The sequence below is a fragment of the Billgrantia gudaonensis genome, assembly GCF_900100195.1.
GTDB lineage: Bacteria > Pseudomonadota > Gammaproteobacteria > Pseudomonadales > Halomonadaceae > Halomonas > Halomonas gudaonensis.
Map to the genome: position 1 here is coordinate 53,466 of NZ_FNES01000014.1, position 14,666 is coordinate 68,131.

At 64.7% G+C, this 14,666-nt stretch carries 13 protein-coding genes; 6 read left to right on the top strand and 7 right to left on the bottom strand.

Annotation, left to right across the window (positions count from 1 at the left end; translation table 11 throughout):
• Positions 1-16: 16 nt before the first annotated feature.
• Positions 17-1,057 (top strand): EF-P beta-lysylation protein EpmB, encoded by a 1,041-nt coding sequence (epmB, locus tag BLP96_RS15210; RefSeq protein ID WP_089687803.1) that lies wholly within the window; start codon positions 17-19, stop codon positions 1,055-1,057.
• Here epmB and BLP96_RS15215 read toward each other — a convergent pair.
• A complete protein-coding gene (locus BLP96_RS15215) occupies positions 1,054-1,365 on the bottom strand; it encodes an AzlD family protein (RefSeq protein ID WP_089687806.1) in 312 nt (103 codons plus the stop codon). The two genes, epmB and BLP96_RS15215, sit on opposite strands and share 4 nt — an antisense overlap.
• The gene (locus BLP96_RS15220; protein ID WP_245682280.1) at positions 1,362-2,084 is read right to left on the bottom strand and encodes an AzlC family ABC transporter permease; all 723 of its coding nucleotides are present in this window, start codon (positions 2,082-2,084) and stop codon (positions 1,362-1,364) included. The genes BLP96_RS15215 and BLP96_RS15220 overlap by 4 nt, the downstream gene beginning before the upstream one ends.
• A gap of 172 nt (positions 2,085-2,256) precedes the next feature.
• On the opposite strand from BLP96_RS15220, the gene BLP96_RS15225 reads away from it, so the two are divergent.
• The 5 genes from BLP96_RS15225 to BLP96_RS15245 are packed head-to-tail and all read left to right on the top strand — an operon-like array spanning position 2,257 to position 7,143.
• The gene (locus BLP96_RS15225) at positions 2,257-3,393 is read left to right on the top strand and encodes a C4-dicarboxylate TRAP transporter substrate-binding protein (protein ID WP_089687812.1); all 1,137 of its coding nucleotides are present in this window, start codon (positions 2,257-2,259) and stop codon (positions 3,391-3,393) included.
• 55 nt (positions 3,394-3,448) lie between these two features.
• Positions 3,449-4,102, top strand: a complete 654-nt coding sequence (locus tag BLP96_RS15230; protein ID WP_089687815.1) for a TetR/AcrR family transcriptional regulator — start codon at positions 3,449-3,451, stop codon at positions 4,100-4,102.
• On the top strand, positions 4,075-4,575 hold the full coding sequence (locus BLP96_RS15235) for a TRAP transporter small permease subunit (protein ID WP_089687818.1): 501 nt from the start codon (positions 4,075-4,077) through the stop codon (positions 4,573-4,575). The genes BLP96_RS15230 and BLP96_RS15235 overlap by 28 nt, the downstream gene beginning before the upstream one ends.
• Positions 4,576-4,585: 10 nt before the next feature.
• Complete coding sequence (locus tag BLP96_RS15240; RefSeq protein WP_089687821.1) at positions 4,586-5,893, top strand: TRAP transporter large permease; 1,308 nt, start codon at positions 4,586-4,588, stop codon at positions 5,891-5,893.
• Positions 5,894-5,916: 23 nt separating this feature from the next.
• Positions 5,917-7,143: a metal-dependent hydrolase family protein gene (locus tag BLP96_RS15245; protein WP_089687824.1), complete on the top strand. Its 1,227-nt coding sequence runs from the start codon at positions 5,917-5,919 to the stop codon at positions 7,141-7,143.
• 100 nt (positions 7,144-7,243) lie between these two features.
• On the opposite strand, the gene leuA is transcribed toward BLP96_RS15245, so the two are convergent.
• From leuA to parC, 5 genes are all read right to left on the bottom strand, one after another.
• Positions 7,244-8,950, bottom strand: a complete 1,707-nt coding sequence (gene leuA / locus BLP96_RS15250) for a 2-isopropylmalate synthase (protein WP_089687828.1) — start codon at positions 8,948-8,950, stop codon at positions 7,244-7,246.
• Positions 8,951-9,252: 302 nt separating this feature from the next.
• Complete coding sequence (locus BLP96_RS15255) at positions 9,253-10,113, bottom strand: ion transporter (protein WP_089687832.1); 861 nt, start codon at positions 10,111-10,113, stop codon at positions 9,253-9,255.
• A 596-nt stretch (positions 10,114-10,709) separates the two neighbouring features.
• Positions 10,710-10,970, bottom strand: a complete 261-nt coding sequence (locus BLP96_RS15260) for a TIGR02647 family protein (protein WP_089687834.1) — start codon at positions 10,968-10,970, stop codon at positions 10,710-10,712.
• A 65-nt stretch (positions 10,971-11,035) separates the two neighbouring features.
• Positions 11,036-12,265: a phosphoserine phosphatase SerB gene (gene serB, locus BLP96_RS15265; RefSeq protein WP_089688029.1), complete on the bottom strand. Its 1,230-nt coding sequence runs from the start codon at positions 12,263-12,265 to the stop codon at positions 11,036-11,038.
• A gap of 117 nt (positions 12,266-12,382) precedes the next feature.
• Complete coding sequence (gene parC / locus BLP96_RS15270) at positions 12,383-14,635, bottom strand: DNA topoisomerase IV subunit A (protein ID WP_089687838.1); 2,253 nt, start codon at positions 14,633-14,635, stop codon at positions 12,383-12,385.
• Between the last annotated feature and the right edge of the window lie 31 nt (positions 14,636-14,666).

Here is a 14,666-nt window from a genome sequence, read left to right on the forward strand (position 1 = left end):
TTGACTGGTGGACTGCATGATAACCCGAAGCCCTGCCGATTTGCAGCGAGCACGCCAGCGGGAGGCCATCCCGCTGGCCGTGACGCCCGACTGGCAAAGCCAGCTCGCCCGGGCGCTTCGCGACCCCCAGGCGCTGTGTAAACGGCTGAAGCTCGATCCGGCATGGCTGCCCGGCGCCGAAGCGGGCCACCGACTCTTCGAAGTCCGCGTGCCGGAAGCCTTTCTGGCCCGCATGCGCCCCGGCGACCCTCACGACCCACTGCTGCGCCAGGTGCTCCCCCTGAGCGAAGAGGCGCGCCCCATGCCGGGTTACGTGGCCGACCCTCTAGAAGAGGCCGCACACACGCCGGCCCGCGGGCTGATCCACAAGTACGCCGGCCGCGCGCTGCTCATTGCCAGCCCCGCATGCGCGGTGAACTGCCGCTACTGCTTCCGCCGCCACTTCCCCTACGCAGAGAATTCCCCGTCGAGAGCACAGTGGGAACGCACGCTGGACCACTTGCGCGACGACGCCTCGATCCACGAGGCGATCCTCTCCGGCGGCGACCCTCTGGCCGCCAGCGACCGCCAGCTCGCCTGGCTCGTGGAGCGGCTCGGTGCCATCCCCCACCTCAAGCGCCTGCGAATCCACACGCGCCTGCCGGTGGTGATCCCCGATCGCATCGATCCCGCCCTGATCGACTGGCTCGCTGCCACTCGCCTGCAGAAGGTAGTGGTACTGCACGTCAACCATGCCAACGAGATCGACGCCGCCGTGATCGACGCCTGCGAGCGACTGAAGCGGGCCGGAGCGACCCTGCTCAACCAGAGCGTACTGCTGCGCGGCGTCAACGATGACATCGCCGCCCTGGCCGAACTTTCCGAACGCCTCTTCGAAGCCGGCGTTCTACCCTACTACCTGCACGTGCTCGACCCGGTGGCCGGCGCCGCGCATTTCGACGTATCCGACCGTGAGGCTCGCGAACTGGTCGCGGGCCTCAGGGAGGGGCTGCCGGGCTTCCTGGTTCCGAAGCTGGTCAGGGAGATTCCCGGCGAGGCGAGCAAGACCCCTCTTTAGCTCCACCACCATCGCCAAACGGCCGCACTGGCCATGCCCAATGCAATGGCCAGCAACGGATTGCGCCAGGCGATGGCCACACCGCCGGCGGCCAACGCCGCCAGCTTGGTACCGCCATCGCCATGCACGACCATCGGCGTGATCACGGCGATCAAGACCGAACTCGACATGGCATCGATGAAACGACGCACCCTGGCACCCAGCGGCACGTACGACATGACCAGCAGGCCCAGTACCCGCGACCCATAGGCGATGACCACCATGAGGCCAATCCCCGCCAACGACTGCCAGGCGACCGACGCGCTCATGACGCCGTCGCGCCAAACCAGCGCCCCGGCAACATCACGGCCACGGCTCCCCCCGTCATCGCCCCCACCATCACGTGCAGATAGGGAGGCAACCACCAGTAAGCCATCAAGGCGCTGATCGCTGCGGCCAGCCACGGCAACGCCATCAAGGCGCGCGGCCTGCCGCCGACCACGATCATCAGCAGGAAGCAGAGCATGATGACGTCGAGGCCGAAGCGCTCCGGCTCGGTGATCCCGCCCCCGAACACCAACCCTACCCCCGTGCCCACCACCCAGGCACTCCAGAGCGCAATGCCGCCGCCCAGCAGGATGCCGAGATTGCGTTCGCCACGGTGATACTCGCCCAGCGCCATGGCCCAGTTGGAGTCGGTCAGCAGGATCACCATGGCGAGCTGTTGGCGTCGCGGCAGCGGCTCGAGCCAAGGATAGAGCGCGGCACTCATGAGCATGTGACGGGTATGAATGGCCAGAGTGACCGCGGCCAAGGCCAGCAGCGGCAAGGGCGGATGCCAGAGCTCCAGCGCCGCGAACTGCGACGGAGCCGCGAACACGAACAGGCTCATCAGCATCGCCTCCCAGTCGGCCAACCCCCGATGGACGGCCGCCACCCCGAACGCCAGACCGAACGCCACCGTGAAGGCGGCCAGCGGCAGCATCATGCGAATCCCTCGCCAGGTCCCCTTGGCATCCAGCCGAATGGTTTTTTCCTTTGACATCATGTTGTTGAGCACCCAACGCCAGGACAGTCACGAAAAAACAAACAGATCTGTTTGTTTTTTTATTGAACGGAGTCTAGATTGAAACCCGTGCGTTCGCCATCCCGCAACGCGCCATCCAGATGACACCACACAACAGAAACAAGCTGCCGATCATCACGGACTGGAGAACAACATGACGCTTACCCGCAATCCGCTGGCACTGGCCGTCGCGGCGCTCGCCCTGCCGGCCCTCACCGCTTCGGCACAGGCCTCGACCTCGTTCATTGCCAACTCGTTCTACGACCAGCAGCATCCTCACTCCCGCTATGGCTACATCGAATGGGCCGAGACCGTCGAATCGCTCTCCGGCGGCGAACTGCAGCCCGAAGTCTATACCGGCACCGTGCTGCTGGCCCCTCGTGCCAGCCTGCAGGGCATCCAGGACAATATCGCCCAGGTCGCTCATCACGCTGCCGTCTACACGCCGTCCGAAATGCCGGTGGCCAACGCCGTGCAGGAACTGGGTTTCAACTTCGATGACCCCTTGATCGGCATCCTCGCCGTCACCGACTTCAGTCTCAACAACCCGACCCAGCTCGCCGAATGGGAGGAGCTGGACATCGTCTACCTCGGCGCCTATAACACGCCTCCCTACGTACTGTTCTGTCGCGAGCCGGTGCGCAATCTCGACGAACTGCAAGGCAAGCGGATCCGCACCGCCGGTTCGACCGTTTCCCGGTGGGTCGAAGAGGCCGGCGGCACTCCGGTCAACGTGCCTTCCAGCGAGATGTACAGCGGCCTGGACCGTGGCTCCCTGGACTGCGCCTCCAATGCCGCCAACGACCTCATCGACCGCTCGCTGTGGGAAGTCGCCGAGCACACCACCCTGCTGCCCACCGGCATGTACTGGTCGGGTCCGCAGTGGGGCTTCAATGCCGACTTCTGGGCCGGCCTGAGCGATGCCCATCGCGATGTCTTCAAGGAAGCCACCGCCAAGGCCATGACGCGCATGATCGTCCAGTACCTGGGCACCGCGGAAGCCGCGCTGGAAGAAGCCAAGGCCAAGGGCAACAACGTCTACGAGCCCGCCGACGACCTGATGGGCTCGGTGGAGGCCTTCCGCGAGAAGGCGCTGGAGAGCGTCTATGACACCGCGCGTGACGAGTACGGCGTCGAGGACCCGGAAGCGTTGATCGACGATTTCCTGGCCACCCATGCCAAGTGGGAAGAGCTGCTCGCCGACGTCGACCGGCAGGACGAGGAAGCCCTGGCCGAACTGGCGATGCGCGAGATCTTCGATAAGCTGCCGGCAGACTACGGTATCTACTGATATCGGCGACATCCTGGCCGCCTCCCGGAGGCGGCCGCTGCCCGGAGAGCTCATCATGGCAAAGCGCCAGACGCAAGAAGAACGCTCACGCCAGACCCGACGGCGGGTCATGCAGGCGACCATCGAGTGCATCCTCCAGAAAGGCATCCGCGCCACCTCGACCGTGGACGTCGCCCGCCAGGCCGGCGTCTCGCGTGGTGCGCTCGTTCATCAGTTTCCCTCCAAGGAATCGCTGATGCAGGCGGCCCTGGAAGATCTCCTCAACCGCGAGGTCGACAGCGTCCGCGACATGGCGACACGCGTCCAGGCAGGCGAACTCGACTTCGATACCCTGCTGATGGCACTGCACGAACACTTCAAGGGCGACTTGTACATGGTCACCCTGGAGTATCTGACCACCGCGCGCACCGACCCCGCCATCATGGAGGTGCTGGTTCCGCTGGCGGCCAAGTTCAATGCCTCGCTGGAACGCATCTGGGAGCAGTTGCTGATCGGCGCCGAGCATACGTCCCACCAGAAGCGGGTCGCTCTCAACGCCACCCTGTGCATGATGCGCGGCATGGGCGCTCAGAGCATCTGGCGCGACGACCCCGAGCTCTACCGCGACATGCTGCTGTTCTGGAAGCGGACCCTGCTCGAACTGGGCTTCTCCGCTTCGGACCAAGACACGAGAGACCCCGCATGTATCCCACAACGATCGAGAGACTGAGTGGCTGGACGGCCAAGGGGGCCCTGGCGCTCTCTGCCCTGTTCCTGGTGCTCATGGCACTGCATGTCTCGCTGGACGTGGCGCTACGCTACGCCTTCGGCAGATCCTTTCCCGGCACCCTCGAGGTCGTTTCCTTCTATTACATGGTCGCCGTGGTTTTCCTGCCTCTGGCCTATGTCGAGCTTCAGCAGGAACACATCAGCGTCGACGTGCTGGTCGGGCGTTTTCCCGCCTCGGTGCAGCTGGCGCTTTACCTCTTCGCCGGGCTTCTGGGGCTGCTCTACTTCGGCATGCTCGGCTACCAGAGCTTCCTCGATGCGCTGAACGCCACCGCTCGGCTGGAAACCGCCATGGCCAACTTCCGCTTCTACCTGTGGCCCAGCCGCTGGGCGTTGCCGGTCGGTTTTGCCGCCATGTGCCTGGCCATCCTCGCCAACATGATCAAGGCGCTGCGTCTCCGCCAAGCGCTGTAGGAGTCCCGACATGAGTCACCTCGAGATCGGCATGGCAGGCATTGCCATTGCCCTGGCCCTGATCGCCCTGCGCGTGCCCATCGGCGTCGCCCTGGGTCTGGTATCGATCATCGGCATCAGCGAAATGACCAGCATGCGCGTGGCCTGGGGCATGATCTCGGCCACCCCGTTCGATTTCGCCGGCACCTGGGAGCTGACCGCCGCCCCGATGTTCTTGTTCATGGGCTATTTGTGCACCACCACTCACATGACGCAGGGACTGTTTCAGGCCATGCGCCTCTACCTGGCCAGACTTCCGGGCGGGCTGGCCGTGTCGAGCGTCATGGCGTCGGCATTCTTTGCCGCCGCCTCCGGTTCGAGCGTGGCCACCTCGGCGGCCATGTCTCGCATCGCCGTGCCCGAAATGCTCAAGCACAACTACGACAAAGGGCTGGCGACCGGCACCATCGCCGCTTCCGGCACCCTTGGCTCGCTGATACCGCCCAGCGTGCTGCTGGTGCTCTACGGCGTCTACGCTCAAGTCTCGGTGGGACAGCTGTTCATGGCCGGTTTCGTTCCCGGCGTGCTGTCGGCGCTGCTGTACATCGCCATGATCATGGTCCGCACCAAGCTCGACCCCAGCCTGGCCGGCAATGCCGACGTGCGTTCGAGCTGGGACGAGAAGTGGCAAGCCCTGAAGCACATCTGGCCACTGCCGTTGCTCATCGGAGCCGTCCTCGGCGGCATCTTCCTCGGCGTCTTCTCGCCCACCGAAGCCGGTGCCGTCGGCACCACCATCGCCGCCCTGATCGCACTGGCGCGCCGCTCCCTCACCGGTGACGCCATCCGCGAAGCCCTGCTGCGCACCGCCGTGAGCACCGCCAGCATCTTCATCATCTTGATCGGTTCGTTGTTCTTCACGCGCTTTCTGGCCATGAGCGGCGTACCGGCAGCCTTCTCCGAGATCATCCTCGGCGTGAGTACCGAAACCTGGTGGATTCTGCTCGCCGTGACGCTGATCTACCTGGTGTTGGGAATGTTCATCGACTCCATCGGCCTGCTGTTGCTGACCCTGCCGCTGATACTGCCGCTGGTTCAGGGTGCCGACCTCAACCTGGTGTGGTTCGGCATCATCGTCGTGAAGCTGCTCGAGGTCGGCCTGATCACGCCGCCCATCGGACTCAACGTCTATGTGATCAAGGGAGCGCTGGGCAAGAGCGTCACCCTGCCCGAAGTCTTCAAGGGCGTGAGCTGGTTCCTGGTAATGGACATCCTCGCCCTGCTGCTGATCGTGCTGATCCCGGCTCTCTCGCTCTACCTGCCGCAAAAGATGTTCTAGGACAATCACCAAGAGGAAAATTCATGACCACGACACGCCTGATCAATGCCCACGTCATCGACACTCGCCATGGCAAGGTGCTCCCCGACCGCCACGTCAGAATCCAGGATGGCCGCATCGTCGACGTCAGCGAGACACCGCTGTCGGGCAGCGACGACCAGGTGATCGACCTCCGGGGCCGCTATCTGATGCCCGGCATGGTCGACTCCCACGTTCACGTCACCGCGATCACCCCCAACTTCGCGCTGCTCGAGACGCTTTCGCCGTTCTACGTCGGCGCCAAATCCAGCGAACTTCTCGAGGCCATGCTGATGCGCGGCTTCACCACCGTTCGCGACGCCGGTGGCGCCGACTACGGCCTGGCCAAGGCGGTCGACGAGGAGAGTCTGGTCGGGCCGCGCATCCTGTTCGCCGGCAATGCCCTGTCGCAGACCGGAGGCCACGCCGACATGCGCGGCCCGGGGCAGCAGACCTTCGAAGGCTGCTTCTGCTGTGCGGGCCTGGGTCGCGTCTGCGACGGGGTCAGCGAGGTGCGTCGCGCTGCCCGTGACGAGATTCGCAAGGGCGCGACCCAGATCAAGATCATGGCGTCCGGCGGCGTCTCCTCGCCGACCGATCGCATCGATAGCACTCAGTTCTCCCTGGAAGAGATCGATGCCATCGTCGAAGAGGCCACCGCCGCCAACATCCACACCATGGCCCACGCCTACACGGCACGCGCCATCAATCGACTGATCCCACGTGGCGTCAAGACCATCGAGCACGGCAACCTGATGGACGAAGAGAGCTGCCGGCTGTTCCTCGAGCACGATGCCTACCTGACGCCGACGCTCGCCACCTACGACGCCCTCGCCAAGGAAGGCGTGGAAGCCGGCATGGCCGAGCACCTGCAACGCAAGGTCTTCGACGTGCTCGACGCCGGAGGCAAGGCCCTCGAAATGGCCCAGCGCCATGGCGTCAAGATGCTCTTCGGTACCGACCTGCTGGGACGCATGCAGCGCCATCAGCTCAACGAGTTCCACCTGCGCAAGGATGTCATCCCGGCCGACGACCTGCTTCGCGCCGCCACCTGCAACGCCGCCGACGCCTACGGCCATGGCGGCGACTTCGGCGAAGTCATCCCCGGCGCACGCGGCGATCTCATCGTCCTGGAGGACAACCCGCTCGACGACATCACCGTGCTGACCCGTCCCGACGAACAGCTATTGCTCATCATGAAAGCGGGAAAGCTGTACAAGAACCGGCTGTGACGACGAACCGCAACCCAGCGAGGAGACGTCAAAAAGAGAAGGAAGAGGGCGACGCTCTTCCTTCTCGTTCATGCTCATCGCGGCCGCTTGCCGCAGTCGGTCAGGCGAGACTCTCGGCGGTGACGTTGGCGGCCGGCGCCTGGGTGGAGAGCTTGCGGTTGATGGCGCTCATCACCGCGTTCATCGAGGCGGTGGTGATGCTCTCGTCGATGCCGGCGCCGAACACCGCCTCGCCGTCGATGCGTACCTCCACGTAGGCGACCGCCTCGGCGTCGGCGCCCTGGCCGCGGGAGTGCTCGTGGTAGTCGATGATCTCCACGTCCTGCCCCTCGGCAGCCAGCGCACGAACGAAGGCTGCCAGAGGCCCGTTGCCCTCGCCGCGGATGGTGCGTCGCTCACCGTTCTGGGCAATCTGCGCCTCGAGGTGCACGCGCGGGCTGTCGGGCTCCGACGAGAGGCGATGGCCGACCAGCGCAAAAGGCTCGTTCTGTTCGAGGTACTCGTCGGCAAAGGCCTGATAGATCATCCGTGAGGTGATTTCCTTGCCCGTGCGGTCGGCGACCTCCTGTACCACCTGACTGAACTCGATGGAAAGCCGGCGCGGCAGTTCGATGCCGTGCTCCTGCTCCAGCAGGTAGGAGACGCCTCCCTTTCCGGACTGGCTGTTGACGCGGATCACCGCCTCGTAGCTGCGACCCACGTCCATGGGATCGATCGGCAGGTAGGGAACTTCCCACATCGCCTCGGGGTTGGCGCGGCGCTCGGCCATGCCCTTCTTGATGGCATCCTGGTGAGAGCCGGAGAACGCGGTGAACACCAGGTCACCGACGTACGGGTGCCGCGGATGCACCGGCAGCTGATTGCAGTGCTCCACTTCGCGCATGATCGGCGTGATGTTGGAGAAGTCGAGTTCCGGGTGCACGCCCTGGGTATAGAGATTCATGGCCAGCGTCACGATGTCCACGTTGCCCGTACGCTCGCCGTTGCCGAACAGCGTGCCCTCCACGCGGTCGGCGCCGGCCATGATCCCCAGCTCGGCCGCCGCCACGCCGGTACCGCGATCATTGTGCGGGTGCAGGCTGACGATCAGGCTATCGCGATGCTTGACCTGGCGGCAGAACCACTCGATCTGATCGGCATAGTGGTTGGGCGTGGCGGCTTCGACGGTGGCCGGCAGGTTGACGATCATCGGTGCCTCGACGCTCGGCGCAAAGGTATCCATTACCGCCTCGACGATCTCCACCGCGAAGTTCAACTCGGTGGTGGAGAACAGCTCGGGCGAGTACTGGAAAGTCCAGTTGGTTTCCGGCGCGGCTTCCATGCGCTTGCGGATCTGCTCGGTGGCCTCCACGGCAATCTGCACGCACTCATCCTTGTCGACGTTGAACACCACCCGGCGGAACACCGGGTCGGTGGCGTTGTAGACGTGCACGATGGCGTTCTTGGCACCCTCGAGCGCCTCGAAGGTACGATCGATCAGATGCTCGCGCGCCTGGGTCAGTACCTGGATGCTGACGTCATCGGGAACCCTGTCCTGCTCGATCAACGAGCGCACGAAGTCGAAGTCGGTCTGCGATGCCGAGGGAAAGCCCACCTCGATCTGCTTGAAGCCGATCTTCACCAGCAGGTCGAAGAAGCGCTGCTTGCGCTCGAGATCCATGGGGTCGATCAGCGCCTGGTTGCCATCGCGCAGGTCGACGCTGCACCACTGCGGGGGCGTCTCGAGGCGTCGATTGGGCCATTGGCGGTCGGGCAGATCGACGGCAACGAAGGGGCGGTACTTGTCGGCAGGGTTATCGAGCATCATGGCGGCGGTCTCCCGGAACGCGAGTCGAGGGGGAATGGTCGGAAACGACTTCGCCCCGCCAGGCTTGGCCAGGCGGGGCGAAGTCGATGTCGGCATTGTTGCCCGCTACACGGCGCACGACAGGCGCAGTGACGAAAGCGGAATGGGACATGGGGTGATCGGTGCTGGCAGACATGGTACGACCTCGATGAAACCTGGACAGTGGGCAATGCGGTACGCATCGCCCGGCGCGCTCAGCGGCGGGCTAGTAGTCGTAGGTTTAGATCGAGGCGGTACGTTGTCTGGTTCATGTCTCTAGAGAATCAGCCCTGGCGAGATTTGTCAACTCCAGACGGGCCTTCACGCGAGGCGAGCGACGCCTCAATGCGGTCGAGCTGGCCGCGCAGCGAGCGCACGTCGTCCCGCAGCCCGTGCAGCTCGGCAGCCTCTCCCTCACCGCTCTCCAGTTCGATCGCCAGGTTCTCCTTCTGCATCACGTCGAGCACGATGCCGATCATCATGTTCAGAAAGATGAAAGCCGTCAGAAAGATGAAGGTGAGGTAGTAGATCCAGCTCCAGGCGTAGACCTCCTGAGTGGCGTACATGACGTCCGTCCAGTCCTCGAAGGTGGCGATGCGAAACAGGGTGAGCATGGAAATCGAGATGTTGCCCCACAGGAATTCATCGACATCCGAGAACAGGAAACTGCCGATGGCACCGTAGATGTAGAAGATGATGAACATCAGCAGCGCCACGTAGCCCATGCGCGGGATCGACTTGAACAGCGCCGCGATCAGCATCCGCAGTTCGGGAATCATCGACACCAGACGCAGTACCCGGAAAATGCGCAGCAGCCGCGCCAGCAGCACCATCTCGGAATCGTCCATGGGGATCAGGCTGGCCGTGACGATCAGGAAGTCGAAGACGTTCCAGCCCCGGCGGAAGAAATCGCGCAAGCGCGGCTCCGCCGCCATGCGGATGAGGATCTCCACCAGAAAGAATACGGTGATCGCCACGTCCAGCATCAGCAGCCACTGCTGGAAGGGACCGACTTCATCTTCGTAGGTCTTGGCACCGATCAGCAGTGCCGAAACGACGATGATGCCGATCACCGTCAACTCGAAGAGCTTGTTCGAGCGCAGCCGCTCGAAGCGCTCGCGCCAAGTGACGAAAGAGGTACTCATGGATGCGACAGTCTCACAGCGGGCGTGTATCCGAGGGTCGAATGGCGCCGCCGGCGCACGAAAACGATGCCACGCCGATGCGGCAGAAAACGGCGCGATAGTAGCATGCATGGGCGCCGCACGAACCCTCACCCCGGTTGGCGGGCGCCCCGGGAGACTCATGGATCGAATGGCATGGCCGACGGGCCGGATGACGAGCGAGAGAAGAGAAAAGCCGTTCGGATGATGCGAGAAGGAGAGACGACCATCCCTGGTCGATCATGACTCTGGTGGCCGGTCAGCCCATGAAGGCGACGATGGCCTCGTGAGCGGCCTGCTGAGCCTGGGCATGCGAAACCCAGTGACTGAAGATCTCATGATCCGGGTCGATGGCGTGCTGATGAATTGACATGGGGTTTCTCCCGTTTTTTGACGAACCCCGATCATGCCCCAGCGCGAAGCAGGGCGCAAATTACCGAAACCGGATGCAAAAAATCATGAAAAACCCTTTATTTCATGACATTGCATAACAAGAATCGACCTTCATCAAAGACTCGCCGGAGCACCGCCCCACTATCAGGCCTGACCTGAGTCACGCCCGAGGAGGCGAGCGACGATCAGGTAGTGAGCTCGGGCGCTGTGAGGATGCGCAGCAGGTCCTGAGCGTGGCGAGCCGCATCCACACCCAGCGATGTCAGATAGCCGCCGTCGGCCTGGGTCAGCAGCCCCTTGGCGTGCAGCCGCACCGCTGCATCGACGGCCTCTGCCGGAGCACTGCCGGCATGCACCTTGAGGCCTTCCTGGGTGGTATCGAGATTGAACAGACAGAGCAGGTTGAGTTCGTCGAGCCGCTCGGGGGTGAAGCGCGCTTGGGTCATGGCGACCTCCGGATCGGGTGGGCTTCTCCGAAGGTACGCCAGATGCCCTGGCCACGCCAGCGCGGCTAGCTCTCGCCTTCCTCCAGATCCCCCTGACGGTAGCCCATCAAGTAGAGCACGGCATCGATGCCCAGCGTCGAGATCGACTGACGCGCTTGGCTGCGCACCAGCGGCTTGGCACGGAAGGCGATGCCTAGCCCGGCGGCGGCAAGCATCTTGAGATCGTTGGCGCCGTCGCCAACCGCGATGGTCTGTTCCATGGCGAGCCCCTCGCGCTCGGCGATCTCGTGCAGCAGCTGCACCTTGCGCTCGGCATCCAGAATCGGCTCGGCCACCTCGCCGGTCACCTTGCCATTCTCGATGACCAGTTCGTTGGCGTGGACCTCATCGAACCCGAGCCTTTCCTGCAGGTGACGGGCGAAATAGGTGAAACCGCCGGAGAGAATCGCCGTGCGGTAGCCCAATCGCTTGAGGTGATGCATCAGTCGTTCGACGCCCTCCATCAGCGGCAGGTTCTCGGCGATCTCGGCCAACACCGATTCATCCAGCCCACGGAGCTTGGCCATGCGCTCACGGAAGCTTTGCTGGAAGTCGAGTTCGCCGCGCATGGCGCGCTCGGTGACCGCGGCCACTTCGTCGCCGACGCCATGCCGGCGCGCCAACTCGTCGATCACCTCGGTCTGGATCAGCGTGGAGTCCATGTCGAAGCAGACCAGGCGACGGTGGCGACGCCAGATGGAGTCCTCCTGGATGGCGATGTCGACACCGTGCATGGCGCCCAGAGCCAGCGCCTTCTCGCGCAGGGCGTCGAGGTCGACCTCCTCGCCGCGCAGCCAGCACTCCACGCAGGCGCCGCGCTGATGGGCATTCTCCTGGGCCACGCCGCCGTCCAGCGGCTCACGACCCGAGAGGCGATGGATCAGCTCCACGGTGAGGCCATGACCGGCGGTGAGCGCACCGACCTCGGCCAGGATGCCCGCCGGCAGGTGCGGAGCGAGCAGGGTGAGGATCAGCCGCGGCTGGCCGGCCTGCACGCTCCAGCGCTGGTACTCCTCGGCGCTCACCTGAATGGCCTGGATATCGAGCCCCAGCTCGTCTCCCGTCGCGGCCAGCGCAGCTTCCAGGTCACTGTCGTGATCGAGTCCCACCAGCGCTTCCAGCGACATCATGCCGAAGGTCACGCTCTGGTTGATGTCGAGCAGCCTCGCGCCGCTGCGCGCCATGGCCTGGCCCAGGCCGGCCAGTTGGCCGGGTCGTGCCGCGCCGGTGGCGCGAATCAGCAGTCGTCGTGTCATCATTGCCTCATTTCATGAGTCGCCACGAGATTCGGGCTGCGGGCCACGAGCAGCCCGAATCCCGAATCCCGAATCCCGAATCCCGAATCCCGAATCCCGAATCCCGAATCCCGAATCTCAAGAGTCTACCTCGAGTCGGTCGACTTTCTGCAGACCACGGGGCAGCTTGCTACCGCGCCGGCCGCGCTCGCCACGATAGTAGTCCAGATCGCCGGCCTTGAGGGTCAGATGGCGCTTGCCGGCATGCACCACCAGACTCGCACCGGCCGGCAGCACCACCAGGTCGCGCACGAACTCCTCGCGCCGCGCCGCTCGAGCCCCGGGGATGTCGATCATCTTGTTGCCCTTGCCCTTGGCCATCTCCGGCAACTGCTCGAGCGGGAAGACCAGCAACCGACCCTCGTTGGAGACCGCCGCCACGCTGACGCCTTCGCCCTCGGGGATCGCCTGGGGCGGCAGCACGTTGCAGCCCTTCGGCACGCTGAGCACTGCCTTGCCCGACTTGTTCTTGCCGGTGAGTTCCCCGAGACGCGCCACGAAGCCGTAACCGCCATCCGAAGCCAGCAGATAGCGGGTCTCGGGTGGCGAGAGCATCACCCCGGTCATGTGGGCACCGGCCACCACGTTGGCGCGCCCGGTGACCGGCTCGCCCTGGCTGCGCGCACTGGGCAGGTTGTGGGCCTGCAAGGTATAGGCGCGGCCGGTATCGTCCAGCAGCACCAGCGGCTGGTTGGTCTTGCCGCGAGCCGCGAGATGGAAACGGTCGCCGGCCTTGTAAGAGAGCCCTGCCGGGTCGATCTCGTGCCCCTTGGCGCTGCGAATCCAGCCCTTCTCGGAGAGCACCACGGTAATGGGGTCGGCACCGAGCAGCTCGACCTCGGAAAGCGCGCGCGCCTCCTCGCGCTCGACCAGCGGCGCACGCCGTGCATCGCCGTATTCCTCGGCGGCGGCGCGCAGCTCCTTCTCGATCAGGTCGGTGAGCTTGGCCTCGCTGCCGAGCAAGGCCTTCAGCCGCTTGCGTTCGGCCTCAAGAGCGTCCTGCTCACCGCGGATCTTCATCTCCTCGAGCTTGGCGAGGTGGCGCAAGCGCAGCTCGAGGATCGCCTCGGCCTGGCGGTCGGAGAGCCCGAAGGTGGCCATCAGCGCGGCCTTGGGTTCGTCCTCCTCGCGGATGATGCGGATCACCTCGTCGATGTTGAGGTAGGCGGCGAGCAGCCCTTCGAGGATGTGCAGGCGATCCTCGACCTTGCCCAGGCGGTGCTCCAGGCGGCGGCGTACCGTGGTGCGGCGGAAGGAGAGCCACTCACCGAGCATGTCCGGCAGCGGCATCACCCGCGGCCGGCCGTCGAGGCCGATGACGTTCAGGTTGACGCGAATGTTCTTCTCGAGGTCGGTGGTGGCGAACAGGTGCGCCATCAGTGCCTCGATGTCGACCCGGTTGGAGCGCGGTTCGATCACCAACCGGGTGGGGTCCTCGTGCGTCGACTCATCGCGCAGGTCCGCCACCATGGGCAGCTTCTTGGCCTGCATCTGGGCGGCGATCTGCTCGAGCACCTTGGCCCCGCTCACCTGGTAGGGCAGCGCGGTGATCACCACGTTGCCCTCTTCGAGGCCGTAGCGGGCGCGCAGCTTCACCGAGCCGCGACCGCTCTCGTAGACCTTGCGCAGGTCCGCGCGCGAGGTGATGATCTCCGCGGCCGTGGGGAAATCCGGTGCCGGCAGGAATTCCACGAGATCGGCGGTGGTGGCCTCGGGGTGGCGCAGCAGGTGGCAGGTCGCCTCGACCACCTCGCCCACGTTGTGAGGCGGAATGTCGGTGGCCATGCCCACGGCGATGCCGGTACCGCCGTTGAGCAGCACGTGAGGCAGCCGTGCCGGCAACACCACCGGCTCGTTCATGGTGCCGTCGAAGTTGGGGGTCCAGTCGACGGTGCCCTGGCCGAGTTCGCTGAGCAGCACCTCGCTGAACTTGGAAAGCCGCGCCTCGGTGTAGCGCATCGCCGCGAACGACTTGGGATCGTCGGGGCTGCCCCAGTTGCCCTGGCCGTCCACCAGCGGGTAGCGATACGAGAACGGCTGGGCCATCAGCACCATCGCCTCGTAGCAGGCGCTGTCGCCGTGGGGGTGGAACTTGCCCAGCACGTCGCCGACGGTACGCGCCGACTTCTTGTACTTGGCGTTGGCGTTCAGCGCCAGCTCGCGCATGGCGTAGACGATACGGCGCTGGACCGGTTTCATGCCGTCGCCGATGTGCGGCAAAGCCCGGTCGAGGATGACGTACATCGAGTAGTCGAGGTACGCCTTCTCGGTGTATTCGCGCAGCGAGAGACGCTCGACGTCGCCCTCCGCGACTTGGATATCCATGGTCATAGCACGGTGGCCTTGTTCACACTTGTGGAGT

What these genes read in the sequence shown, in the direction of transcription:
- epmB (WP_089687803.1), top strand. Translation starts at nt 17, where the DNA reads ATGATAACCCGAAGCCCTGCCGATTTGCAGCGAGCACGCCAGCGGGAG.
- BLP96_RS15215 (WP_089687806.1), bottom strand. Translation starts at nt 1,365, where the DNA reads ATGAGCGCGTCGGTCGCCTGGCAGTCGTTGGCGGGGATTGGCCTCATG.
- BLP96_RS15220 (WP_245682280.1), bottom strand. Translation starts at nt 2,084, where the DNA reads ATGATGTCAAAGGAAAAAACCATTCGGCTGGATGCCAAGGGGACCTGG.
- BLP96_RS15225 (WP_089687812.1), top strand. Translation starts at nt 2,257, where the DNA reads ATGACGCTTACCCGCAATCCGCTGGCACTGGCCGTCGCGGCGCTCGCC.
- BLP96_RS15230 (WP_089687815.1), top strand. Translation starts at nt 3,449, where the DNA reads ATGGCAAAGCGCCAGACGCAAGAAGAACGCTCACGCCAGACCCGACGG.
- BLP96_RS15235 (WP_089687818.1), top strand. Translation starts at nt 4,075, where the DNA reads ATGTATCCCACAACGATCGAGAGACTGAGTGGCTGGACGGCCAAGGGG.
- BLP96_RS15240 (WP_089687821.1), top strand. Translation starts at nt 4,586, where the DNA reads ATGAGTCACCTCGAGATCGGCATGGCAGGCATTGCCATTGCCCTGGCC.
- BLP96_RS15245 (WP_089687824.1), top strand. Translation starts at nt 5,917, where the DNA reads ATGACCACGACACGCCTGATCAATGCCCACGTCATCGACACTCGCCAT.
- leuA (WP_089687828.1), bottom strand. Translation starts at nt 8,950, where the DNA reads ATGATGCTCGATAACCCTGCCGACAAGTACCGCCCCTTCGTTGCCGTC.
- BLP96_RS15255 (WP_089687832.1), bottom strand. Translation starts at nt 10,113, where the DNA reads ATGAGTACCTCTTTCGTCACTTGGCGCGAGCGCTTCGAGCGGCTGCGC.
- BLP96_RS15260 (WP_089687834.1), bottom strand. Translation starts at nt 10,970, where the DNA reads ATGACCCAAGCGCGCTTCACCCCCGAGCGGCTCGACGAACTCAACCTG.
- serB (WP_089688029.1), bottom strand. Translation starts at nt 12,265, where the DNA reads ATGACACGACGACTGCTGATTCGCGCCACCGGCGCGGCACGACCCGGC.
- parC (WP_089687838.1), bottom strand. Translation starts at nt 14,635, where the DNA reads ATGACCATGGATATCCAAGTCGCGGAGGGCGACGTCGAGCGTCTCTCG.